Annotated in this window: 23 protein-coding genes, 1 pseudogene and 1 riboswitch; of the genes and pseudogenes, 13 read left to right on the top strand and 11 right to left on the bottom strand. The window is 72.3% G+C overall.

The window, feature by feature from the left end:
* The 5 genes from ACIBVN_RS45310 to ACIBVN_RS45330 all read left to right on the top strand — a co-directional run.
* Positions 1–204, top strand: a 204-nt coding sequence (locus ACIBVN_RS45310) for a pyridoxamine 5'-phosphate oxidase family protein (protein WP_397146490.1), incomplete at its 5' end; no start/stop codon positions are given.
* Between the two features lie 131 nt (positions 205–335).
* Positions 336–1,175 (top strand): hypothetical protein, encoded by an 840-nt coding sequence (locus ACIBVN_RS45315; protein ID WP_397146491.1) that lies wholly within the window; start codon positions 336–338, stop codon positions 1,173–1,175.
* A 63-nt stretch (positions 1,176–1,238) separates the two neighbouring features.
* Positions 1,239–1,832: a TetR/AcrR family transcriptional regulator gene (locus ACIBVN_RS45320; RefSeq protein ID WP_397146492.1), complete on the top strand. Its 594-nt coding sequence runs from the start codon at positions 1,239–1,241 to the stop codon at positions 1,830–1,832.
* Positions 1,829–2,722, top strand: a complete 894-nt coding sequence (locus tag ACIBVN_RS45325) for an ABC transporter permease (RefSeq protein WP_397146493.1) — start codon at positions 1,829–1,831, stop codon at positions 2,720–2,722. Before ACIBVN_RS45320 ends, ACIBVN_RS45325 begins: the two co-directional genes overlap by 4 nt.
* A 103-nt stretch (positions 2,723–2,825) precedes the next feature.
* Positions 2,826–3,302 carry a VOC family protein gene (locus ACIBVN_RS45330; protein ID WP_397146494.1) on the top strand — a complete coding sequence of 159 codons (477 nt, stop codon included), beginning with the start codon at positions 2,826–2,828 and terminating at the stop codon, positions 3,300–3,302.
* Positions 3,303–3,325: 23 nt separating this feature from the next.
* On the opposite strand, the gene ACIBVN_RS45335 is transcribed toward ACIBVN_RS45330, so the two are convergent.
* The gene (locus ACIBVN_RS45335) at positions 3,326–4,273 is read right to left on the bottom strand and encodes a cupin domain-containing protein (RefSeq protein WP_397146495.1); all 948 of its coding nucleotides are present in this window, start codon (positions 4,271–4,273) and stop codon (positions 3,326–3,328) included.
* Positions 4,274–4,354: 81 nt separating this feature from the next.
* Between ACIBVN_RS45335 and ACIBVN_RS45340 the strand changes: the two genes are divergently transcribed.
* Positions 4,355–5,245, top strand: coding sequence for an NAD(P)H-binding protein (locus ACIBVN_RS45340; protein WP_397146496.1), 891 nt, complete (start codon positions 4,355–4,357; stop codon positions 5,243–5,245).
* Positions 5,246–5,374: 129 nt separating this feature from the next.
* On the opposite strand, the gene ACIBVN_RS45345 is transcribed toward ACIBVN_RS45340, so the two are convergent.
* Positions 5,375–5,953, bottom strand: coding sequence for a helix-turn-helix domain-containing protein (locus ACIBVN_RS45345; RefSeq protein WP_397146497.1), 579 nt, complete (start codon positions 5,951–5,953; stop codon positions 5,375–5,377).
* A 94-nt stretch (positions 5,954–6,047) separates the two neighbouring features.
* On the opposite strand from ACIBVN_RS45345, the gene ACIBVN_RS45350 reads away from it, so the two are divergent.
* Positions 6,048–7,646 carry an FAD-dependent oxidoreductase gene (locus ACIBVN_RS45350; protein ID WP_397146498.1) on the top strand — a complete coding sequence of 533 codons (1,599 nt, stop codon included), beginning with the start codon at positions 6,048–6,050 and terminating at the stop codon, positions 7,644–7,646.
* 21 nt (positions 7,647–7,667) lie between these two features.
* Here the strand turns inward: ACIBVN_RS45350 and ACIBVN_RS45355 are convergent, their stop codons facing one another.
* Both ACIBVN_RS45355 and manA read right to left on the bottom strand, forming a co-directional pair.
* Entirely contained in the window at positions 7,668–8,294 is a 627-nt protein-coding gene (locus ACIBVN_RS45355; RefSeq protein WP_397146499.1) for a flavin reductase family protein, read from the bottom strand.
* A gap of 55 nt (positions 8,295–8,349) precedes the next feature.
* Positions 8,350–9,522 (bottom strand): mannose-6-phosphate isomerase, class I, encoded by a 1,173-nt coding sequence (gene manA / locus ACIBVN_RS45360; RefSeq protein WP_397146500.1) that lies wholly within the window; start codon positions 9,520–9,522, stop codon positions 8,350–8,352.
* Positions 9,523–9,746: 224 nt separating this feature from the next.
* Between manA and ACIBVN_RS45365 the strand changes: the two genes are divergently transcribed.
* The 3 genes and pseudogenes from ACIBVN_RS45365 (at position 9,747) to ACIBVN_RS45375 (ending at position 11,536) form a co-directional block, all read left to right on the top strand.
* Positions 9,747–10,367: a TetR/AcrR family transcriptional regulator gene (locus tag ACIBVN_RS45365; protein WP_397146501.1), complete on the top strand. Its 621-nt coding sequence runs from the start codon at positions 9,747–9,749 to the stop codon at positions 10,365–10,367.
* Between the two features lie 12 nt (positions 10,368–10,379).
* Positions 10,380–11,259 (top strand): annotated as a pseudogene (locus ACIBVN_RS45370) (ATP-binding cassette domain-containing protein).
* 73 nt (positions 11,260–11,332) lie between these two features.
* Positions 11,333–11,536, top strand: coding sequence for a hypothetical protein (locus tag ACIBVN_RS45375; protein WP_397146502.1), 204 nt, complete (start codon positions 11,333–11,335; stop codon positions 11,534–11,536).
* A 49-nt stretch (positions 11,537–11,585) separates the two neighbouring features.
* Here the strand turns inward: ACIBVN_RS45375 and ACIBVN_RS45380 are convergent, their stop codons facing one another.
* From ACIBVN_RS45380 to ACIBVN_RS45405, 6 genes are all read right to left on the bottom strand, one after another.
* Entirely contained in the window at positions 11,586–11,846 is a 261-nt protein-coding gene (locus ACIBVN_RS45380) for a non-reducing end alpha-L-arabinofuranosidase family hydrolase (RefSeq protein WP_397146564.1), read from the bottom strand.
* Positions 11,732–12,214, bottom strand: coding sequence for a non-reducing end alpha-L-arabinofuranosidase family hydrolase (locus ACIBVN_RS45385; RefSeq protein WP_397146503.1), 483 nt, complete (start codon positions 12,212–12,214; stop codon positions 11,732–11,734). Before ACIBVN_RS45385 ends, ACIBVN_RS45380 begins: the two co-directional genes overlap by 115 nt.
* A gap of 36 nt (positions 12,215–12,250) precedes the next feature.
* A complete protein-coding gene (locus tag ACIBVN_RS45390; protein ID WP_397146565.1) occupies positions 12,251–12,481 on the bottom strand; it encodes a cellulose binding domain-containing protein in 231 nt (76 codons plus the stop codon).
* Positions 12,463–12,672, bottom strand: a complete 210-nt coding sequence (locus tag ACIBVN_RS45395) for a hypothetical protein (protein ID WP_397146504.1) — start codon at positions 12,670–12,672, stop codon at positions 12,463–12,465. The genes ACIBVN_RS45390 and ACIBVN_RS45395 overlap by 19 nt, the downstream gene beginning before the upstream one ends.
* Positions 12,673–12,704: 32 nt before the next feature.
* Positions 12,705–13,964, bottom strand: a complete 1,260-nt coding sequence (locus tag ACIBVN_RS45400) for an amidohydrolase (protein ID WP_397146505.1) — start codon at positions 13,962–13,964, stop codon at positions 12,705–12,707.
* 71 nt (positions 13,965–14,035) lie between these two features.
* Entirely contained in the window at positions 14,036–14,512 is a 477-nt protein-coding gene (locus ACIBVN_RS45405) for a MarR family winged helix-turn-helix transcriptional regulator (RefSeq protein ID WP_397146506.1), read from the bottom strand.
* 137 nt (positions 14,513–14,649) lie between these two features.
* On the opposite strand from ACIBVN_RS45405, the gene ACIBVN_RS45410 reads away from it, so the two are divergent.
* Both ACIBVN_RS45410 and tenA read left to right on the top strand, forming a co-directional pair.
* Complete coding sequence (locus ACIBVN_RS45410; protein ID WP_397146507.1) at positions 14,650–15,897, top strand: MFS transporter; 1,248 nt, start codon at positions 14,650–14,652, stop codon at positions 15,895–15,897.
* 51 nt (positions 15,898–15,948) lie between these two features.
* Positions 15,949–16,044: riboswitch (TPP riboswitch) on the top strand.
* The gene (tenA, locus tag ACIBVN_RS45415; protein ID WP_397146508.1) at positions 16,036–16,719 is read left to right on the top strand and encodes a thiaminase II; all 684 of its coding nucleotides are present in this window, start codon (positions 16,036–16,038) and stop codon (positions 16,717–16,719) included. Its footprint overlaps the riboswitch before it by 9 nt.
* A gap of 10 nt (positions 16,720–16,729) precedes the next feature.
* Here the strand turns inward: tenA and ACIBVN_RS45420 are convergent, their stop codons facing one another.
* A complete protein-coding gene (locus tag ACIBVN_RS45420; RefSeq protein ID WP_397146509.1) occupies positions 16,730–19,585 on the bottom strand; it encodes a BTAD domain-containing putative transcriptional regulator in 2,856 nt (951 codons plus the stop codon).
* A 209-nt stretch (positions 19,586–19,794) separates the two neighbouring features.
* Here ACIBVN_RS45420 and ACIBVN_RS45425 point away from each other — a divergent pair, with 209 nt between their 5' ends.
* The gene (locus ACIBVN_RS45425) at positions 19,795–20,790 is read left to right on the top strand and encodes a M23 family metallopeptidase (protein WP_397146510.1); all 996 of its coding nucleotides are present in this window, start codon (positions 19,795–19,797) and stop codon (positions 20,788–20,790) included.
* The last annotated feature ends 3 nt before the right edge of the window (positions 20,791–20,793 follow it).

The following is a 20,793-nucleotide window of genomic DNA, read 5'->3' on the forward strand; positions in this document are numbered from 1 at the left end:
ATCGCCTTCGAGATCGACCAGATCGACGAGACCAACCGCGAGGGGTGGAGCGTCCTGGTGCAGGGGCCCGCCCACCATGTGGCGCCGGACGAGATGGGCGATGTGGCCGACGCGGACGTCACGCCGTGGGCGGGCGGCGAGCGCCACCTCTACATCCGGATCGTCCCGGCCCAGATCGCGGGCCACCGCATCCACTGCATCTAGCGGCCCGCCGTGGCGCTCCCGCCGGTCCTCTGCCGGAGATCGACCCCTGGCGAAAAGGCCATGTCAGAGAGGTGGCCGGGCGGGGTACTTCCTTCTGCAGTGGGCATGATCGCACCGCCAGGAGGCACCATATGAAACCCCTCGCCCGGCATGTCCTGCCGGTGCTGGTCGTGCTCGGGCTGGCCGCCGCCGGCTGCGGGGACGCCGGAGCACAGCGGGCCACGACCACCGCCACCGCCCCGACCGACGCCCCGACCAACGCCACGGTCTCCACCGGCACCGCCGTTTCGCCGCCCGCGCCCACCGTCTCGCCGACCGGGTCGACGGGCGCGTCCCGCCCCCGCGACGGCCTGGTCGCCGGTCGTTACCAGCCGCTGTGGCCGTTCTCCAACCCGGACGAGGTGGCGGCGTGGCGGCGCGCGTACCGCAAGGACGGCCGTCAGGCGTGGCACCTCGACGCGCGCCGTACCGCGCTCGCCTTCACCCGCGACTACCTCGGCTTCGCCGAGATCGACCGGGTCGCCAGGACCGTCGAACAGGGCGCCCACGCGCGGGTGCACGTCGCCTACCGCGGCGAGGAGGGGCCGCGACCGCTGGTCGCCGCCGTCGTGCACCTGGTCAGGTACGGCTCGGGCAGGGACGCCCCCTGGGAGGTGGTCGGCACGGACGACACCTCGCTCTCGCTCACCAGGCCCGCGTACGGCGCCGCCGTGCGATCCCCGCTGACCGTGGGAGGGCGGATCTCGGGCGTGGACGAGAGCATCAGGGTCCAGGTGCGCCGGCCGGGCTCGCCCGCGCCGGTGGGGGAGACGTGCTGCGTGAGCGCCGGAGGGAACAACTCGCCGTGGTCGGCCCGGGTCTCCTTCGCGGCGCCGCCGGGCCGGACGCTGACCATCGTGGCCTCCACCGGCGGGCACCTGGCGGCCGTCGAACGCTTCGCGGTGACCGGCGTGACCCTCGCAATGCCCTGAATGCGCGGCTCGCGACCCGCTAGTTTATGAACGAGCATTCGTTAACTGTCGGGAGGCACGAGCATGGGCAGGCCGCGTACGACCAGCGACGAGGCGATCCTCCAGGCCACCGCCCGCGCGCTGGGCCGTCACGGCCCTCAGGGGCTCACGCTGGCCGCCGTCGCCCAGGAGGCCGGGCTGTCCCCGGCCACGCTGGTGCAGCGGTTCGGGTCGAAGCGGGGGCTGCTGCTGGCGTTCGCGGCGCACTCCGCCGAGACCGCCGGCCTGCCGTTCCAGCGGGCCCGCCAGGAGCACGACTCGCCCCTGGAGGCGCTGCGGGCCGCCCTAGTCAGCCTCTCGGAAGGCGTGGCCACGCCCGAGGAGCTGGCCAACAGCCTCGGCTTCCTGCAACTCGACCTGACCGACCCCGAGTTCCGCGAGCACGCGGCCGCCCACGCCCGCCGCACGTGCGACGAGATCTCGAGCCTGCTGGCCGAGGCGGTGGCGGCGGGGGAGCTGGCGGGCCGGGCGGACGTCCCCAGGCTGGCCCGGGCGGTCCAGGTGACCTACAACGGCGTGCTCATCCTGTGGGCGCTGACCGGCGGCAGGCCGCTGTCCGACGCGATGCGCGACGCCCTCGACGAGACCCTGCGGCCCCACGAGACGAGGTGCTCATGAGCGAACTGGAGAACGCCTCGCCGGAGAGCGGGTCGCTGGCCGAGCTCGCCAGGAGGTACGGGCTGCGCCCCGCCATCGCGCGGCCCAGGCTCCCCGTGTACGCGCGCCAGTTGTGGGAGCGGCGGCATTTCGTCCTGACGTACGCGAGCTCGCGCAACGTCTCCAGATACTCGGGCTCGGCCCTGGGGCAGCTCTGGCAGGTCATCACCCCGTTGCTGAACGCGGCCATCTATTACGTGATGTTCGGTCTCATCCTGGGCGGCAGCAAGAACGTCGACAACTACCCGGCGTTCCTGCTCACCGGGATGTTCGTCTTCACGTACACGCAGCGGACCGTCACCGCGGGCGCCAAGTCGATCTCCGGGAACCTGTCGCTGATCCGAGCCCTGCACTTCCCGCGGGCGTCGCTGCCGCTGGCGTACACGATCCAGGAGCTGCAGCAGCTGGCCATCTCCATGGGCGTGCTGCTGCTGATCGTGCTGCTCACCGGGGAGCCGCTCACGTGGTTCTGGCTGATGATGCCGATCGTGCTGCTGCTGCAGACGTCGTTCAACATCGGAGCTGGGCTGGTGCTCGCCAGGGTGGGCGCCTCGCTGCGCGACCTGAACCAGCTGCTGCCGTTCATCATGCGCACGTGGCTGTACGCGTCCGGGGTGTTCTTCGCCATCCACGACAAAGTCGTCAACAGCGCCGGCCTGCCGGAATGGGTGGCCACGGTGATGTACCTGAACCCGGCGGCCTCCTACATCGAGTGGATGCGTGACCTCCTCATCGAGAGCCACGATCCGCCGCGGACGGTGTGGGTGTCGTGCGCGTTCTGGGCGATTTTCGCGCTGGTCGTCGGGTTCTGGTACTTCTGGCGGGCTGAAGACCGTTACGGGCGGGGCTGAGCGGACCGGGATTGCACGCTTGGAGACTGCTCGAAGGATGAACGGGCGGGGCCGGTGGGTTGGAGCAGAGGAACGAACGTCCCTGTTTCCCGGAGGAGATGCCATGACCACGCCCGACGAAGACCGCCCGGTCCGCCAGCTCCGGCTGGTGGTGGAGGCCGAGGACTACGAGGCCGCGGTCGCGTTCTACCGGGATGTGCTGGGACTGCCCGAGCAGGCCGCGTTCTCCGGCGGGGACGGTGCGCGGGTGGTGATCCTGGACGCCGGACGGGCCACGCTGGAGATCGCGAACCCGGCGCAGAAGAAGATGATCGACGACGTCGAGGTGGGACGTCAGGTGGCGCCGAAGATCCGGGTGGCGTTCGAGGTGGACGACGCGCGCGCCACCACCGGGCGGCTGGTGTCGGCGGGCGCGGCGGAGGTGGCGCCGCCCACGGTCACGCCGTGGGAGTCGCTGAACTCGCGGCTGGACGCGCCCGCGGGCCTGCACATCACGGTGTTCCAGGAACTGCGCACCCTCGAGGACCGCCGGACGCTCGACGGCTTCGGCACCGAAGCAGACCAGCTCCCGGACTCATGACCCCCGCCCAGGCGCCCCCGGACTCATAACCCCGGTCCGGGCGCCGCGGGCTCATGACCCCCTACAGGGCGCCCGCGCCGCTCCGTCGGCGTGATCCCGTGGATGCGCTTGAAGGCGACGCTGAGGGCGAACGCGTTGGCGTACCCGACCTTGCGCGCGATCGCCGCCACCGTGGCGTCGCTGTCGCGCAGCAGGTCGGCCGCCAGCGCGATGCGCAGGCCCGCCAGGTAGCGCATCGGCGGCTCGCCCGTCCGCGCCGTGAACCTCCGCGCGAACGCGGCCCGCGACGTCCCCGTCTTCGCCGCCAGAGCCGCGACGGTCCACGGGTGGGCGGGGTCGTCGTGGAGCAGCCGCACCGCGTGCTCGACCACAGGGTCGCCCACCGCGCGGTACCACGCGGGCGGTCGCGCCTCCGGCCGGTCGAACCAGCTCCGCAGCGTGGCGCCGAGCATGAGGTCCAGCAGCCGGTCGAGCACCACCTGCTGGCCCGGCACGTCCTGGGTGACCTCCGCGCTCACCAGGTCGAGCAGCTGCCCGCGGCGCTCGTCCTCGGCGAGCACCAGCACCTCGGGCAGCGCCCGCAGCAGCAGCTCGCCGACGCCGTCCCCGTCGTAGGCGGCGGCGAGCAGCAGCGCGGACCCGTCCGGGGTCTCGCCGCAGGTGCGCGCCGCGAGGGGCACGGCGCCGGGAGCGCAGTAGTCGGCCCCGGTGATCACGTGACGGGGCGGCGTGGCCGGATCGTCGGCGACGGTGAACGGAGCGGGACCGCGTACGACCGCGACGTCCCTCGTGGCGAGCCGCACCGGCGCGCCCGCGTCAGGGACGATCCATGCCCGCCGGTGGACCATGGTGAGGAGAGTCAGCGGGGCGCCCGCGGCGAACCGCAGCGACCATGGCGGCTCCAGCACGGCCTGGCCGAACAGGGCGCCCCGCGCCCGCACCCCGTCCATCAAGCGGGCGAACACGTCCATCCCTCTCACCATAGACGCTGAGAAATGCGCGCGAGCGGCACAGGTATGGTCCGTGACCTGGGCAGGCCGTTGACTTGGGGCATGTCTGGTTATGCGATTTCGGTATTGGGCGGCACCGGCAAGTCCGGCGGCCGCGTCGCCTCCCGCCTGCGCGGCCGCGACGTCCGCGTCGCCTCGCGCTCCGGCGAGTGGCGCTTCGACTGGAACGACCGCGCCACCTGGGACCCCGTCCTGGACGGGGCCGGGGCCGTGTACGTGGTGCCCTTCGATGGCGCGCTGCTCACCCGTCCCTTCGTGGAGCGGGCGGTGGAGGTGGGCGTGCGGCGGTTCGTGCTGCTGTCGGGGCGCGGGGTGGACGTGCCCGGGTACGCGTCCGGCTCCATGGACGGCTCGATCAACGGCCCGGTGGACGGCCCGGTGGATGGCCCGGTGGACGGCTCGGTGGGCGCGACCCACATCGACGGCGAGAGCGCGGTACGCGGCAGCGGCGTGTCGTGGACGATCGTCCGGCCCGGCTGGTTCGCCCAGAACTTCAGCGAGGGCTTCTTCCGCGACGCGGTGCTGGCGGGCGAGTTGCGGTTGCCCGCGGGGGACGGGGCAGCCAGTTTCGTGGACGCCGACGACATCGCCGACGTCGTGGTGGCGGCGCTGACCGAGGACGGGCACGAGGGGCGCACGTACGAGCTGTCCGGGCCGCGCGCCCTGACGATGGCCGAGGCCGCCGCGGAGATCTCGGCGGCGAGCGGCCGCGACGTCCGTTATGTGCCGCTGTCGCCGGAGGAGTTCGTGGCGGAGCTGGTGGGGGAGGGGTGGGCGGCGGCCGACGCCGAGGAGTACGCGGCGTCGGTGGCGCCGATCCGCCTGGGGCTGGACGCCCACCTCTCCGACGGCGTGCGGGAGGCACTCGGCAGGCAGGCCCGCGACTTCACCGACTTCGCCAAGGCCGCGGCCGCCGCCGGGGCGTGGCGGTAGCGCTCAGGGCCATGCGTGCATCCGGCGGTTCGGTCTCCGCGTTCGTGCACGCGCGCCAGCCGGGGAAGGACGGCAGGGCTGGGCGTGCCGTCCGCATGGGCCGTACGCCTTCCGGCGAAAGGAGCGGGTTCAGCGGGCGGCGGGGCGGGCACGGACGTGCATGCGCTCCCCTTGCGGCCCGAACAGCGCCAGGATCTCCGTGGGCTCCCCGTCGGGGTTGGTGAACGCGTGCGGCGTCCTCGTGTCGAACTCCGCCGCCTCGCCCGGCGTGAGGATCACATCGTGCTCCCCGAGCAGCAGCCGCAGCCGCCCCGACAGGACGTACAGCCACTCGTAACCCTCGTGGACCTGCTGCTGGGGCTCGTACCCCGGCCAGTGCGGCGGGTGGATCTGCTTGAACGCCTGCACCCCGCCGGGCCGGCGGCTCAGCGGGATGTACGTCATGCCGTGGCGTTTGATCGGGCGCATGTGCACCCGGGGGTCGCCGGTCACGGGCGCGTCGATCAGCTCGTCCAGCTGCACCTGATGAGCCCGGGCCAGCAGCAGGAGCAGCTCCAGGGTCGGTTTGCGCTGGCCGGACTCCAGGCGGGACAGGGTGCTGACGGAGATGCCGGTGCTGCTGGACAGTTGCGTCAGCGTCGCCCCGCGTTCCTGGCGCAGCGCCCGGAGCCGCGGGCCCACGGACTGGAGCACGTCGTCGAGGTCCATGGCAGCCACTTTGCCATTTCGGCAATGTTATTTGTCAACCTGGCGGTCGTTCGCGGACAGTGGCGCAGTCGCAACGAGCGAGAGGAGACGCGCGATGGACGCGAAGTACGACGTGGTGGTCGTCGGCGGTGGGGCCGCCGGGTTGAGCGGGGCGCTCACGTTGGGCCGGGCGCGGCGGAAGGTGCTGGTCGTCGACGCGGGGCGGCCGCGCAACGCGCCCGCCGAGGGCGTGCACATGTACCTGGCGCGCGAGGGGGTCTCGCCGCTGGAGCTGCTGGCCGCCGGTCGCGAGGAGGTGATCGGGTACGGCGGCGAGATCGTGACGGGCACCGTCGAGACCGCCGAGCGCCTGGACGGCGGGGGCTTCCGCGTCGTGCTGGACGACGGGTCCGCGGTCGAGGCGGACCGGCTGCTGGTGACCACCGGACTGGTGGACGAGCTGCCGGACGTGCCGGGCCTGGCCGAGCGGTGGGGGCGGGACGTGCTGCACTGCCCGTACTGCCACGGCTGGGAGGTGCGCGACCAGGCCATCGGGGTGCTGGGCACGGGTCCGCTCGCCGTTCACCAGGCGCTGCTGTGGCGGCAGTGGAGCGCGAACGTGACCCTCTTCCTGCACACCGCGCCCGAGCTCGACGCGGAACAGCGCGAGCAGCTCGCCGCCAGGGGCGTCACCGTGGTCGAGGGGAAGGTGACGGGCCTGGAGGTGACGGACGACCGGCTCGCCGGGGTGCGGCTCGCCGACGGCCGGGTGGTTCCGTGCCAGGCACTCGCCGCCGCCTCCCGGCTGACCGCCCGCGCGGGCCTGCTCGCGGGGCTGGGACTGGAGGCGGCGGAGCAGGAGATGTTCGGGCACGTGATCGGCACCCGCGTGCCCGCTGACCCCTCGGGCGCCACCAGCGTGCCGGGGGTGTGGGTGGCCGGGAACGTGACCAATCTGACCGAGCAGGTCATCGGCGCCGCGGCGGCGGCCGTACGGGCGGCGGCGGCGATCAACGCCGACCTGATCGCCGAGGAGACCCGCCGCGCCGTCGCCGCGCGGGCACACGGCTCCCACGAGTCGTACGAGTCCGATGCGGCGTTCTGGAACGCTCGCTACGCCCAGAGCGCGCAGATATGGAGCGGGAACCCCAACGTCATGCTGGTCCGCGAGGCGACGGACCTCGAGCCCGGCACGGCGCTGGACCTCGGGTGCGGCGAGGGCGCCGACGCCATCTGGCTGGCCGGGAGGGGATGGCGCGTCACCGCGGCCGACGTCTCTGACGTGGCGCTCGAACGCGCCGCCGGACACGCCGCGAGCGCGGGGGTCGCCGGCCGCATCGAGTGGCAGCGGCACGACCTCGCCGTGTCCTTCCCCGAGGGCGCGTTCGACCTCGTCTCCGCCTGCTTCCTGCACTCTCCCCGCGACCTGCCGCGCGAGCAGATCCTGCGCGCCGCCGCGGCGGCCGTCGCCCCCGGCGGGGTGCTGCTGGTGGTCGGGCACGCGGGATGGCCGTCCTGGGAGCACAATCCGCCCTTCGACGTGCACTTCCCCACGCCACGGGAGGTCCTCGACGCGCTCGAGCTGCCGGAGGGGGAGTGGGAGGTGCAGGTCAGCGAGGAGTACGAGCGCACCCTGAACGGCCCGGAGGGCCACCCCGGCACCCGGATGGACAACGTGCTGAAGATCAGGCGGCTGCCTCGCGAACCGCGCTGAGCAGTCCCCACCCGTGCGTCCCTACCGGGTACGGGGTGTCTGGCTGCGGTAGGAGTGGCCGAGTTCGGGGCCGAGGCCGAAGTAGTGGCGGAAGTTGTAGATGAGCGGGCTCCACGCACCCGGATCCACGTGCTGCGTGCCCGGCACGACGATGCGCGGGTCGGCGTGCACCTTACCGACGACGGCCTCGGCGATGACGAACGACCCCGAGACGTCATGCCCGACCCGCTCCGCCCGCGCCTCGAACTGGATCGGGCACTCGGCCACGCGCGGCGGCCGTACCGTCTCGGCGGGCTCGGGTCGCAGCCCCGCCACGCCGAACTTGTCGGGCTCGAAGCGGCAGCCGGCAGGCTTGCTCGCCGGCACCGGACTGCGGCCGGTGAGCGACGCCAGGCGTTCGACCGCCGTCCACTGGTGGGGGGCGGGCAGGCTGATCACCACCTCGGGGCGGCTCATGAGGTTGCGCGCGGTCTGCCCTTCGGCGCCCAGCCCGAGCACGATCACGTTGCCCAGCGCCCAGGCGGAGGACATCGGGGCGAGGTTGAAGGTCCCGTCCGGGTTCTCCGTGGAGAGCAGGACGACCGGCGTCCCGAAGTACAGGATGCTCGGCTCGATGGTCACATGAGTGGCGGCAGTCACGGCGTTCATGCCAGGGAGCCTAGGAACGGGACGTTCAAACCAGGGGCGAAACGTACCGGCAGATCTACTTTGTAAAGGCGCCCGGCAGGGCGCGATACGCCGTGCCCTTGCCGGAGAGCCGCACCGAGGCGACGGCCGCCGGGAGGAACGCCGACTCGCCCGGCCGCAAGGTCAGGTCGCCGAGGTGGGCCTCGCCGTCGATGCAGACGACGATCTGGGGGACGCCCCCGGGCACCGAATGGGGAGTCTCCAGGTCGTAGCGGGTGAGGGCGAACTCGGGGGCCGGCGGCCGGTAGTGGTGCTCGCCTCGTACGTCCTCCTCCGGCCGCACCAGGTGCGGCTGCGAGGGGGTGAAGTCCACGATGCGCATGAGCTCCGCTGCGTCGATGTGCTTGGTGGTGAGCCCGCACCGCAGCACGTTGTCGGAGTTGGCCATGATCTCGACGCCGATGCCGCCGAGGTAGGCGTGGGGGACCCCGGCGCCGAGGTAGAGGGCCTGGCCGGGGAGCAGGTTGACGTGGTGGAGCAGGAGCGCGGCGGTGACGCCGGGGTCGCCGGGGCAGGCGCGGGCGAGGTCACCGTAGACGGCCAGGTCGGGGTCGTCGTCAAGGGCGAGCAGGGCCTGCTCGACCTGGGCGCGGAGCGGCCGGTTGGCGTCGTCGAGCATCTGCGCGAACACCTCCCGGAGCTCGCCCGCCCGGAGCAGGTCGGTCCAGGGGCGAAGGTCCGGCAGGGCGAGGCGGTCGAGGAGGCCGGCCGTGGTGGCGGGGTCGCGGAAGCCGCACAGGCCGTGGAAGGGGGTGATCGCGCAGACCATCTCGGGTTTGTGCGAGGCGTCCTTGTACGTGCGGGCCGGGTCGTCGATGGGGATGCCGCGGGCGTTCTCGTCGGCGAACCCGGCCTCGGCCTGCGCGGTGGTGGGGTGGACCTGGAGGGAGAGCGGTCGTTCGACGGCCAGGACCTTGAGCAGGTAGGGGAGAGCGGGGCCGAAGCGGCCGGCGGTTTGCTCGCCGAGGGTGGCGGTGGGGTCGTGGGCGATGAGCTCGTTCAGCGGGGTGCCGGCGACGGTGGAGGGGTCGCCGGGGTGCGCGCCCATCCAGAGCTCGGCCTGCGGCCGGCCGGTGGGCTCGGTGCCGAACAGGTGGGGCAGGGCCGTGACCGAGCCCCAGTCGTAGGGGCGGATGGCGGTGGTCAGGCGCATGGGGGCGGCGGCCGGTGGGGTGTCGGGCTGTGGCACGGGGGTTGCTCCAATCGTCGTCATGGAGCGTAGAGCGGGACGGGCTGGTGTGCGTAGTCGGGGCGCGGAAACCGGCGACAACCGGACGCACGACGGCCGAGGCGCCACGCCGGTGACACGAGAGGAGGTGGCCGGACCGGCGGCGGTGACGGCACGTTGCAGCGCCGCTATACGTGGGTATAGTGTGCTTTTCGGATGAACAGTCGGCTATACAGAGGAATGGGATGACGACCGTACCGGACCCGGAGGACCTCACGGCGCGTGCGCGGATCAGGGACGCGGCGATGCGGCATATCGGCGAGCACGGCTTCGAACGGGCGACGATTCGCGAGATCGCCGAGGCCGCGGGCGTGTCGCTGGGCCTGGTGCGCCACCACTTCGGCTCGAAGCAGGCGCTGCGCGAGGCGTGTGACGAGCACCTGATCAAGGTGATCCGCAAGCTGCACGAGGAGGCCGCACGCGACCCCCGGGGCGGCCTGAACCCGGTCGCGGTGATGGGGCCCTACCAGCCCTATCTGGCGCGGGCGTTGACGGAGGGCTGGGCGGCGCCGCTGTTCGACGAGATGGTTGACATCGGCGAGCGGTGGATCGCGGAGGCCGACAAGAGCCGCCCCGAACCGCCTGACGTCGACGCGCGGTCGCGTTCGACGATGATCGCCGCGATGGCGCTGGCGCCCACGGTCCTTCGCCGGCACGTGGAGCGCGGTCTGGGCGTCGACCTGACCAGCCCGGAGGGGCAGGTCAAGCTCATGCGGGCGGTGCTGGACATCTACTCCCATTCCCTGCTCAGCCCCGAAGAGGCCGCGCAGGCCAGGAAGGCCCTCGACCGGGGCCAGACCACGTGAAGGAGCATCACCATGGCGGACGCCATCGCTGTGCAGGGGTTGGTGAAGTCGTTCGGGGCGACCAGGGCGCTGGACGGCCTCGATCTCACCGTGCGCACCGGCGAGGTGCACGGATTCCTGGGGCCGAACGGGGCGGGGAAGAGCACGACGATCCGGATCCTGCTGGGCATGGTGCGGGCCGACGCGGGCACCGCCCGGTTGCTGGGCGGCGATCCGTGGTCGGAGGCGAGCGGGCTGCACCGGCGCCTGGCGTACGTGCCGGGCGATGTGACCCCTGTGGCCCAACCTGTCGGGCGGCGAGGCGATCGACCTGCTCGGGCGGTTGCGCGGCGGCCTGAACGAGCGGCGCAAGGCCGACCTGCTGCGGCGCTTCGACCTGGACCCGCGCAAGAAGGCGCGCACGTACTCCAAGGGCAACCGGCAGAAGGTGGCCCTCGTGGCGGCGCTGGCCTCCGACGTCGAACTGCTGATCCTGGACGAGCCCACCTCCGGTCTCGACCCGTTGATGGAGGAGGTGTTCCGGGAGTGCGTCCGGGAGGAGCGGCGTACGGTGCTGCTGTCGAGCCACATCCTGGGCGAGGTCGAGGCGCTGTGCGACCGGCTGACGATCGTCCGTGACGGCCGGACGGTCGAGACGGGCACGCTGGCGGAGCTGCGGCACCTGACCCGCACCTCGATCGAGGCGGAGCTGGCGGGGCCGCCGGAGGGGCTGGCCGAGCTGCCCGGGGTGCACGACCTCAGCGCCGATGCCGGGCGGGTGCGGTTCACGGTCGACGGCCCGGCGCTGGACCTGGCGCTGCGGCGGCTCACGGAGTCGGGCGTGCGCAGCCTGGTCAGCCGGCCGCCGACGCTGGAGGAGCTGTTCCTGCGCCACTACGAGGCGGCGCGGTAACCGGCGTGATCTCCCCTCCGCTTCCGGCAGTCGGCTTATGCTCGAAGTGATTGCCTTCAGAAAGGAGATCACCATGACCGTGAGATCCTTCCCGCTCACCTTGCGCGTCACCGTGAGCGAAACAACTCCGGACGAGATCAGGAAGACGGCCGTGGCGCACGCCCTTGAGTTCTTCGGTTCGGGTACCGAGCTGGACGTGATCAGCGCTGAGGCTGAGCCGGATGAGGAGCGCGACGGCCACTACCGCGCGACCGTCGTCTTCCGGAAAGTCGCCTGATGGGCCTTGCCAGGAGGCAGGGCCTTCCGCGCCGCTCTGGCAGCAGGGACTAGCAGGTGGAGTTGGTCTGGGTGAGCAGGCCGAGCCTCCAGGGCAGGAGATTGTAGGGGTCGGTGGCGGCAGGGTCCTTGCCCTGGTAGAGGTGCCGGATGTCACAGGGGCTGATGGCCAGTGTCTGGTCGATGCCGCTGCGGATCATCTCGCCGTGGCTGATGTCCCGGGTCCACGCGGTGCCGCCGAAGGTGACGTTGGCCGCGCCGGCGAAGGGATTGGCCTCGGTGTCCGCGAGTGCCTGCCAGGGGCCGGTGATGGCCGGTGCGGTCCAGGAAAGTCCACACGGTACCCGTTGCCGATGTTGTCCCGGATGATCTGCGGCATGCCGCCCGCGTAGAAGCGCTGCGGCGCGCTCCACGAGCTCGGGTTGCTGATATCGGTGGTGGTGGAGAACGTCGCGTTGTCCCCGACCTCGTAGACCAGAAACCAGCGTTGCTGCGGCGCGAAGTAGAACACCTGCGGCGCGGCCTTGTACCCGGTGCCGATCGCCGTCTGGTCCAGGTAGTGGTGCTGCGCGGCACCCGCCTGCGCCCAGTCGGTGAAGTTCAGATACACCAGGCTGTAGGCGCCGTTGTTGTTCGTGGTGCTGGCGAACACATGCCATCGGCCGTTGTGGTGCACCACCGACGGGTCCTTGACCGCGCGGATGGCATGGGTGGACTACGTCACGGCGCAGGCGGTTCCGTTGAGGCTGAACTGTGCCGGCTTGCCGGTGTCGCCGGTGTGGGTGGCCTGGAAGCCGATGTCCACCGAGCCCTTGGCCGGGATCACCGCGTTGTGGGCGGCGTTGCGGGCGGTGATCTGGCCGCTCGCCGGGCTGTAGGTGGCGTTCCAGCCTGACGTGATGGTCTGCCCGGCGGGCAGGGTGAACGTCAGCGACCAGCCGTTGATCGGCTGCTGCCGGTGTTGGCGATGGTGACGCCCGCGGTCATGCTGTTCGAGCCGTTGGTCAGGTACGGTGTCGCCGTGCCGGTGGTGATCCCGGTGTTCTGCAGGGCGTACGACACCTCGGTGGCGCTGCCGGCCGCGTTGAGCACCACGGCCCGCTTGGCGCTCGCCCGGCGCTCCGCCGCTTCCTGCACGAATAGCTCCATGGCGCGGGTGGGGCCAGGGGTCAGCGCGCCGGCAGCCAGGCCAGGGCGGCGGCGGTCAGGGCCTCGACGCCCATCGGCAGGGTGGGGAAGAGCTGCGGGGCGAAGAAGGGCGAGTGGTTGCCCGGCACGTCCTCGCGAAGGCGGCCCTCGCGCTCGGCGCGGGCGTACAGGTCGGGGTCTGCGCTGCCCAGGCCCCAGAAGACGGAGGGCGCCCCCGCCGCGGCGCCGAACAGGCCGAAGTCCTCGCTGCCCATCAACGGCGCCAGGTCCGGCACCCGTTCGGAGCCGAACCGGCCGGCGAACGCCTCGCGCACCTTCGCGGTGGCGCCGTCGTCGTTGACGGTCAGCGGGAAAGCGTTGAGCGTGCGGAACCCCGGCGGGCGCGGCGCGCCGGACGCGGCCGCCTCGGCGTTGACGACGCGTTCGACCGCGGCCAGGAGCGAGCGGCGGACCTCGGGGTCGAACGAGCGCAGGTTGATCGTGATGGACGCCTCGTCGGGGATGATGTTCTCCTTGTGGCCCGCGTGGATCTGCGCGACCGTCAGCACCGCCTGCTCGAACGGCGACACCTCGCGCGAGACGACCGTCTGCAGCCGCATGACGGTCGAGGCGGCCAGCACCACCGGGTCGACCGTCCGCTCCGGCTGCGAGCCGTGCCCGCCCCTGCCGTACAGGCGGATCTCGATGCTGTCGGCGGCGGCCATGACCTCGCCGGGGCTGACGAGCACCGTCCCGGCAGGGGAGGGGAAGACGTGCTGGCCGAGCACCACGTCGGGCGTGCCGGTCCGCTCGAACAGCCCGTCGTCCACCATGGCCTGCGCCCCGGCGGCGATCTCCTCCGCCGGCTGGAACAGCGCCACGAGCGTGCCCCGCCACTGCTCCCTTCCTGCCGCCAGCAGCTGGGCGGCGCCGCTCAGGCACGTCACGTGCATGTCGTGGCCGCAGGCGTGCATGAGCGGCACGCCGTCGGGCGAGGTGGCGGTGCTCGCGTACGGCAGGCCGGTCGCCTCCAGCACCGGCAGCGCGTCCATGTCGGCCCGCAGCGCCACGGTCGGGCCGTCGCCGTTGCGCAGCACGCCCGCCACGCCCGTGCCGCCGATGCCCGTGCTCACCTCGAACCCGGCCGCGCGGAGCCGCTCGGCCGCGATGCCCGCGGTGCGCTCCTCCTTGAAGGAGAGCTCGGGGTGGCGGTGCAGGTCACGGTAGAGCTCGGCGAGGTCGTCGAGCGCCGGGCCGTCCAGCCCGGCCATGATCTTGTCGATGGGGTCCTGGTCGCTCATGCCGGCATCCGTCCCGTGCGGTGATCTCTTCGACGAAGAGTACGCCGGGCGGCCTCGCGCTGCCCGGCGGGTCAGCGGTTGTGGGAGGCGGCGTCGCCCGGCTCCATGAAGACCTGCGGGACCTGGTTGTCCTCGACCACGCGGCCCAGCAGCCCGGCCAGCGCGACGCGCTCGTCCGCCGCCAGGCCCGAGGGGAGCTCGTCGATCCGGCGGCAGGTCTCGGTGTAGAACGACTCGACCAGCTCGCTGCCCTGCTCGGTGAGCGCCACCCGCACGGCGCGCCCGTCGCGCGGGTCGGGCTCGCGGCGCACCAGGCCGCGCTGGGCGCTGCGGTCGACCAGCTCGGTGAGGCTGGACTTGGCCAGGTGCAGGATCCCGCCCAGCTCGCTCATCCCGTACGGCTGCGCCATCAGCACGCACAGCAGCTGCCCCTGCTGCGAGGTGATGCCGTACTCGCGCGCCGACTCGGCGTACACGGCGCTGACCAGGAAGGAGGCGCGCACCAGCGCGGAGACGACCCCCATGTGCTCACCCGTTGCCTTGACCATGTCGCCGACCCCCGGATTGATTCGGAACGCGAACGATCAGTCTAGCAAGGCTGGAGTTCGGGGTAGGCGGCCCGCGAAGAAGGCGCCGCGGATGAATCCGGTTGCAGCGGGACCGGTGAGCCTGCTGAGGTACCTGCATGGACAGTGCCACTGAGCAGGTGCGACGGGCGAGGACAGGAAGAGACCGTACGATCCCCCGGCAACCGGCTCCATGGCACAGGCTGGCGGTGCTCGGCGCCCTGATGCTGGCCGCCCTCACCTTCAACACCGCGGAGAACCTGCCGGTCGGCCTCCTGGAGCTCATTTCCGAAGACCTGCAGGTGTCCCTGCCGGCGGTCGGTCTCCTGGTCACCGGTTACGGCGTGACGGTGGCCGTCGCATCGGTGCCGATCGCCCACGTCGTGCGGGCCGTGCCCCGGCGTCATGTGCTCACGGGACTGCTGGCCGCGCTCGTGGTGTCCAGTCTTGTCGCGGCGCTGGCCCCCTCGTACTGGCTGCTCCTGGCGGCGCGGCTGCTGACCGCGCTCGCCCAGGCGCTGTTCTGGGCCGTGATGGGGCCGGTCGCGGTGGGCCTGTTCGCGCCGGAGATCCGGGGGCGGGTGGTCGGGGCGTTGTCCGTCGCTGGTTCGCTCGCTCTCGTGCTCGGCGTTCCCGCTGGGACCTGGCTGGGCCAGCAGAGCAACTGGCAGGTGCCCGTCGCCCTGCTGGCGGCTCTGGGGCTGGTCTCTCTGGTGACGATCGCCGTTCTGCTGCCGACTTCGCGTCCGGAGGAAGAGCCCGCCGCCTACGCGGCCAGTCCCGACGTGTGGCGGTTCTGGACGGTGCTGGCGGCCGGGACCTTGTCCGCCACCGGGGCGTTCACGGGATACACCTACATCGTGACGTTCCTGGGCGAGGTGAGCGGGTTCTCCCCGGGCACGGTCAGCGCCCTGTTCCTGGTTTTCGGTGTCGCGTGTCTGGCCGGGGTGAGCGTCACCGGGGCGTTCCTGGACCGCTTTCCGCAGTCCGCGCTGGCCACCGCCGTGGCCACGCAGGCGGTGGGGATGCTCGGCCTGTACGCGTTCGGCGCTCATCCCGTATTGGCGGTGGTGTTCCTGGTATTGATGGGCGGTGCACTCGGGCCGGTGTTCATGACCACGCAGAACGCGATGCTGCACTGCGCCCCGGGCCGCACGGACATCGCTCTCGCCGCGAACTCCGGTGCCTACAACGCCGGCATCGCGGCGGGTGCCGCGCTTGGGGGGCTGGTCCTGCCGCTCGCCGGTGTACGGGGCACCTTCCTCGCTGGTGGGCTGCTGACCGCCGGGTCGTGCGCGGCCCTGCTCGGCGGCGAACTGCTACGTGGGCGCCGTCGTCGACCAGGCGTCACCGCGATCATCGATTGAGCTGGAGTGCCGGTACGGCGAGCGCCGGTTGTCTCGCCGTCTGCTAGCGTTGCCCGCGACGCGGGGTGCCCGGCGCGCCGGGCTGAGATCACACCCGTCGAACCTGATCTAGTTCGCACTAGCGAAGGGACGTCATCGGTGACCTTCTCCGAGAAGATCTGGACGCGCACGGCCACGCTGCTCGAGGCGATCCACGACCACCCGTTCAACACCGCGCTGCGCGACGGCACCCTCGACCGGGACCGCTTCGCGTTCTACCTGGTCCAGGACGGGCGCTACCTGGTGGCGTACTCCAAGGTGCTCGCGACCGCCTCGGCCCGCGCCACCGACCCGGCCGACGCCGCGTTCTTCGCCCAGAGCGCGCACACGGCGCTGGTCGTCGAGCGCGGCCTGCACGCCGGCTACCTCCAGGAGTTCGGGCTGACGGCCGAGCAGACGGCGGGCATCGCCACCTCGCCGACCTGCCTGGCCTACTCCTCCTACCTCCAGGCCACGGCGCTCGCCGCCCCGCTGCCGGTGCTCGCCGCCGCCGTGCTGCCGTGCTTCTGGGTGTACCAGGACGTCGGCGCGGCGCTGCTCGAACGCACGGCGGGCGCCGCCGGGCACCCGTACCGGACCTGGATATCCACCTACTCCGACCCGTCCTTCGCGGCCTCGGTGGAGCAGGCCAAGGCGCTCGTGGACCGGCTGGCCGAGCTCGCCGACCCGGGGACGCGCCGGGCGATGGAGGAGGCGTTCTGCCGGGCCACCGAGTACGAGTGGATGTTCTGGGACAGCGCCTGGCGCCTCGAGACCTGGCCCACGGCGCGGTGGCTCGCCTGACACCCCGCCGTCACGCGAACGAGTCGCTGAGCTCCCTGCGCAGCTCGAGGGCCTGGTGCAGGTAGTGCCGGGCCAGCGCGGCACGCCCGGACGAGCGGTAGAGCTCGCCCAGTGTCTGGTACGTGTCGGCCTCCCCGCTCCGGTCACCGAGCTGCTGGAAGATCACCAGCGAGCGCTCCAGCTGGTCGGAGCCGTCCAGCCGGTCGCCCCTGGCCACCTGGAGCCCGCCGAGGTTCCGCATCGCGTACGCGCCGCAGTGCCGGTCCCCGAGCGACTCGAAGATGTCCAGCGCGTGCCCCTGGTAGCGCATGGCCCGCTCGGACTCGGCGACCAGGTCGTACAGGCGGCCGAGCTGTATCGACACGCAGCCCTCGCGGTGGGCGTCGCCGAGCTCCTCGGCCAGCCGCAGCGCGTCCCCGAGCCATCGGGAGGCCTGGCGCACGTCACGCAGCGACAGGTAGACGCGCCCGATCGCCTGCCGCGCGTACGCCTCGCCGCTTTTGTCGCCGATGGCCAGGAACATGGCCAGCGCGTGCCTGAAGGACCCCAGCGCCCTGAGATGCCGGTTGGAGAACTGGTTGACCGCCGCCAGCCCGCAGATCGAGATCGCCTCGCTCCGGGTGTCGCCCAGCTCGTGGAAGATGGCCCGCGCCCGCCGGAACATCGCGCCGGCCTCGGCGTAGCGGTCCTGGTAGACGCAGACCTGAGCCAGGCCGCGGAGCATTGCCGCCTCGCCGTGGCGGTCGCCGGCCGCGCGGGCGCTGTCCAGGGCGATCCGGTGCGTGGCCTGCCACTCGTCCAGGAGGCAGTGCAGGTCGAAGTACGGGACCAGCGTCGCGGCCAGCCCCCACGCGGACTGGGCCAGGCCCGCACCGGCGGCCAGCCGTACCGCCTCCACGAGGGACTCCCGCTCGGCGTCGAACCACGACATGGGCTCGGCGGTCAGGCGGCCGAGGGTCTCCCGCGCCAGGCTCCAGCGGGGCGCCCCGTGGGACGTCAGCCCGAACAGGGTCGTCGGCAGCCGCGTGGCGGCGTGCTCGGCGGCGGTGAGCCAGCCGCCGAGCACCCTGACGAGCGCGTGCCGCTCGGCCCCGTCGACGGCCGGGCCGCCCGACTTCTCCTTCGCGGCGCAGCGGATGAGGTCGTGCAGGCGGTAGCGGGGCTGGCCGACGGGGTCGGTGCCGGCCAGGCGCAGGAGGTTCGCGTCCACGAGGGTGTCGACCACCGTGTCCGCCCGGTGCCGGTCGAGCACGGCGTCGGCCACCCAGCCCGGCACGGACTGCGAGCCGAGCAGGCCGAGCGCGCGGAAGGCCAGGGCCGCGTCGCCGGGCAGCCGGCGGTAGCTGAGCTCGAACGAACCGCGTACCTCGAGGTCGCCGGCGCGCAGCTCGTCGAGGCGGCTCGTCTCGTCGTCCAGCCGCTGCCGCAGCACACTCAGCGGCCAGCCGGGCCGCCCGGCCAACCGGGCCCCCGCCACCCTGATGGCCAGCGGCAGGTGGCCGCAGGAGCGCAGGATCGCCTGGGCGGACTCGCGCTCCCCGGCCACGCGGTCGGCGCCGACGATCTTGCCGAGGAGCTGCTCGGCCTCCGCGGGCGGCAGCACGTCGAGCTCGAGCTGGAGGGCGCCGGGCAACTCCGCGATCCGCAGCCGGCTGGTGACGAGCACCGCGCAGCCGCTGCCGGGCAGCAGGGCGCGCACCTGCGCGGTGTCGGCGGCGTCGTCGAGGAAGATCAGCATGGGCCGCTCGGCCAGCATGGATCGATACAGTGAGGCCCGCTCGCGCAGCGTGGGCGGCAGGGCCGGCTCCGCGACGCCGAGCGCCCGCAGCGCCTCGGCCAGCAGGTCGAGGGGGTCGGCCGGGTCCGCGTCGGTGCCGCCCAGGCACAGATAGAGCTGCCCGGCGGGATACTCGGCCCGCAAGGCGTGCGCGCAGTGCACGGCCAGCGCCGACTTGCCGACGCCGGGCGGCCCGGTCACCACGGCAATCGACGGCGGCCCGTCCGGTCGCCGCTCCTCGGCCGACAGCGCGCGCGTCAGGGCCGCCACGTCCTCCGCTCTGCCGGTGAAGTCCGGCACGTCCGCGGGGAGCTGGTGCGGCGCCGGGGGCTGATCGCCCGGCAGCGCGGGCGCGGGCGGGGGGTCGCCCGCCAGCACGGAGGCGTGCACGTCGCGTAATTCCTGCCCCGGCTCGATGCCCAGCTCGTCCACGAGCTGCCGCCGGATCGTGGTGTAGGCGTGCAGCGCCTCGGCCCGCCGGCCGCTGTGGTGCAGGGCGAGGATCAGACGCTGCCACAGATCCTCCCGGTAGGGGTGCTCGCCGATCAGCTCGCGCAGGTCGTCGATGGCGCCGGCGTGCTCGCCGCGGGCCAGCCTCAGCTCGACCAGTTCCTCGGCCGCGGCCAGCCTGGCCTGGGTGAGGGCGCGCAGCCGTCCGTCCCAGAGCGGGCTGGCGGGCAGGTCGACGAGCGGTGTCCCGCGCCATAACGCCAGCGCCCCGCGTAAGTGCTCGAAGGCCTCCTCGGTACGGCCCGCCGCCCGCGCCCTGGCCACCAGGTCCTCGAACCGCAGGGCGTCCAGCCGGTCCGCGTCGAGCTCGATCGCGTAGCCGGAGGCCTGGGCCACGATCTGGACGCCGGCCGAGCGCAGCGAGCTCACGTACGTGCGCACGTTGGCCACGGCGGACGACGGCCGCGTCCGCGGCCACAACACCTCGACGAGCACGTCGGAGCTGACCACCTGATTGGCGTCCAGCAACAGCGAGGCGAGCAGGAGCCTGGGCTTCCTGCCCGCGATCCTGAGGGGCCCTTCCGGGACCCGGACCTGTAACGGCCCGAGAACACTGAATACGGGCTGTTCAACCACCATGACCGCGCGTTCTCCTGAGCTGGGCGCCGGGTGGGGCGCCCGATGGGTTGGGCGTTCAAGCTGGAAGGGCCTTTATACCGATTTTGGATGTTATTTGTATGCCCTATTCGCAATCTTGATCCCCAGCAAGAGCGCTTCGAGAGATCCAACGGACAGTTCGCGGCGCCGGCTGGGCATCGCCCCTCCGGCGCGCGCAGAAAGGTATCCGCATGAGACCCAGAGGGGTGCTTACAGCCGGGTTCGCCCTGCTCTTCAGCCTCGCGTCGGGCCCGATCGCATCGGCGGCATGGGCCGCCCCGACCCCGACTCCCACGCCGTCGTCCACGCACGAGCACGAGGGAGAGGGGGGCGACCCGGCGAACCAGGTGGACGTCCCGCCGGTGTCGACCCTGGCCGCGCCGAGCTTCCAGCTTCCGTTCCCCTGCGGCCAGACCTGGACGGGCAACAACAGCGCGAGCAGCGCTCACCGGGCGTACGAGATCGACTTCAACCGGGGCAGCACGGCCGAAGCCGACAGGGGTGACACCGTGGTCGCCGCCGCGGCCGGCACCGTGGTCATCTCCGCCCACCAGGGCTCGGCCAACGGCTACGGCAACCTGGTCAAGATCGACCACGGGGGCGGCTGGACCACGTTCTACGCCCACCTGAACTCCCGCACCGTCTCGGCCGGCGCCCAGGTCGCGCAGGGCCAGAAGATCGGCACGGTGGGCAGGACCAGCAAGCCGGGCAACAACATCAGCTCCCACCTGCACTACGAGGTGCGCCAGGGCGCCGGCTACCCGGGCAACATCAGGAAGGCCGTCTTCAACGGCGTCACCTTCGGCTACCCGATCGCCACGGTGACCTCGAAGAACAAGTGCGGTGGCGGCGGCTCCACCAACCCGCACACGGCGACGTCGGTGTGCGGCAGCGGCTACAAGGTGATCGACTCCGCGGCCCTCGGTTCGAACGGCACCGTCTACCTGACCTACAACTCCGCCAACAGCACCAACTGCGTGGCCACGATCAAGAAGACCTCGCTCGGCAAGGCCACCGCGACCACCGCCTATCTGGAGGTCGAGGGCAAGACCCGCGTCACCGACACCGGCAACTTCGAGTACTACGCAGGACCGGTCCGCGGCTCGGCCCCCGGCAAGTGCGTCAAGTGGGGCGGCAAGGTCGGCACCAACACGTACAACAGCCCGTCCGAACACTGCGGGAGCTGAACC

It is taken from the genome of Nonomuraea sp. NPDC049400 (assembly GCF_044466425.1).
In the GTDB taxonomy this organism is placed as follows: domain Bacteria; phylum Actinomycetota; class Actinomycetes; order Streptosporangiales; family Streptosporangiaceae; genus Nonomuraea.